The 1,016-nt window shown below is 62.4% G+C and carries 1 protein-coding gene and 1 pseudogene; one reads left to right on the forward strand and one right to left on the reverse strand.

All coding sequences use genetic code 11. The features are described from left to right. Window positions 1-433 (reverse strand): annotated as a pseudogene (locus AC1D1W_RS20695) (prepilin peptidase); the annotation flags it as partial. A 319-nt stretch (window positions 434-752) separates the two neighbouring features. Here AC1D1W_RS20695 and rplM point away from each other — a divergent pair. Beyond that, window positions 753-1,016 (forward strand): 50S ribosomal protein L13 (gene rplM / locus AC1D1W_RS20700; RefSeq protein ID WP_476944702.1); only part of this gene is annotated, 264 nt, incomplete at its 3' end.

A 1,016-nucleotide genomic window follows, 5' to 3' on the forward strand; every position in this document is an offset into this window, starting at 1 on the left:
ATATTAAGGCGCCGGCCATCCCGCGCAGTAGGCTACCTACCTCGCCGGACACCCCTGCAGCGGCTCCGAGTAGCACGATTCCGGCCGCCAGCAGGGGCAGGACCATCCGGTTGGGCAGCAGGTGGTGCTGCAGGTCGATCCGTGCCAGCTGGACGCCGGCCACTGCCAGCAGGATGTACGCAAATAGCTCGGGGGAGAGCCCGAAGCGCCAGGCCAGCATGGTGGACAGCGCGAACGTGGCTGCCGCCGTCGTAATTCTCATGCGTACAGTCAGGGGTCCGCCAAGGCGGGGGAGCGTGCGCCGGATAAGGAGTTCGGCCAGCAGGGACAGGCATGCGCCGGCGAGGCCAACACCCGCCATGAAAAGGACGCCAGTGAACGATGCGGAGGGCTGTGCAAGCAGCAGGGAGCCGGCGGCGGCGGGATCGGACACGGTTCCTCCAAGGATGCGACGGGCCGGCACAGGACACTCTGCGAAGCGGAGAGCAAACAGGATGCATCCGGACACCCCATTTTGACCCAAGAGGCCGTGATCGGCTATTCTTGGTAGTCGTTGTGCGTGTCCTATCTCGATGGTGCGTGCCCGCTTGAGAATCCGGTTGCAGGATAGCTACTCAACGTGCACATTCGAGACTTCAGGATGACTGGTTACATGGAGCCCTCACCTCTGTTCCGGTAGCGCATAGATAGTAGGTGCACCGTAAGAGTGACGCCTAAAACAAGAACGCCAGAACAAGAACGAGGCAAACACCGTGCGTACGTACACCCCGAAGCCCGGCGATATCAACCGCCAGTGGCACGTCATTGACGCCACCGACGTTGTCCTTGGTCGTCTTGCCAGCCAGACCGCAATCCTGCTGCGCGGCAAGCACAAGGCCACCTTTGCGTCCCACATGGACATGGGCGACTTCGTCATCATCATCAACGCTGAAAAGGTTGCCCTCACCGGCGCCAAGCTGGAGCAGAAGCGCGCATACCGCCACTCCGGCTACCCGGGCGGCCTGACCTCCGTCAAC

Source organism: Arthrobacter sp. P1_B4, assembly GCF_056406555.1.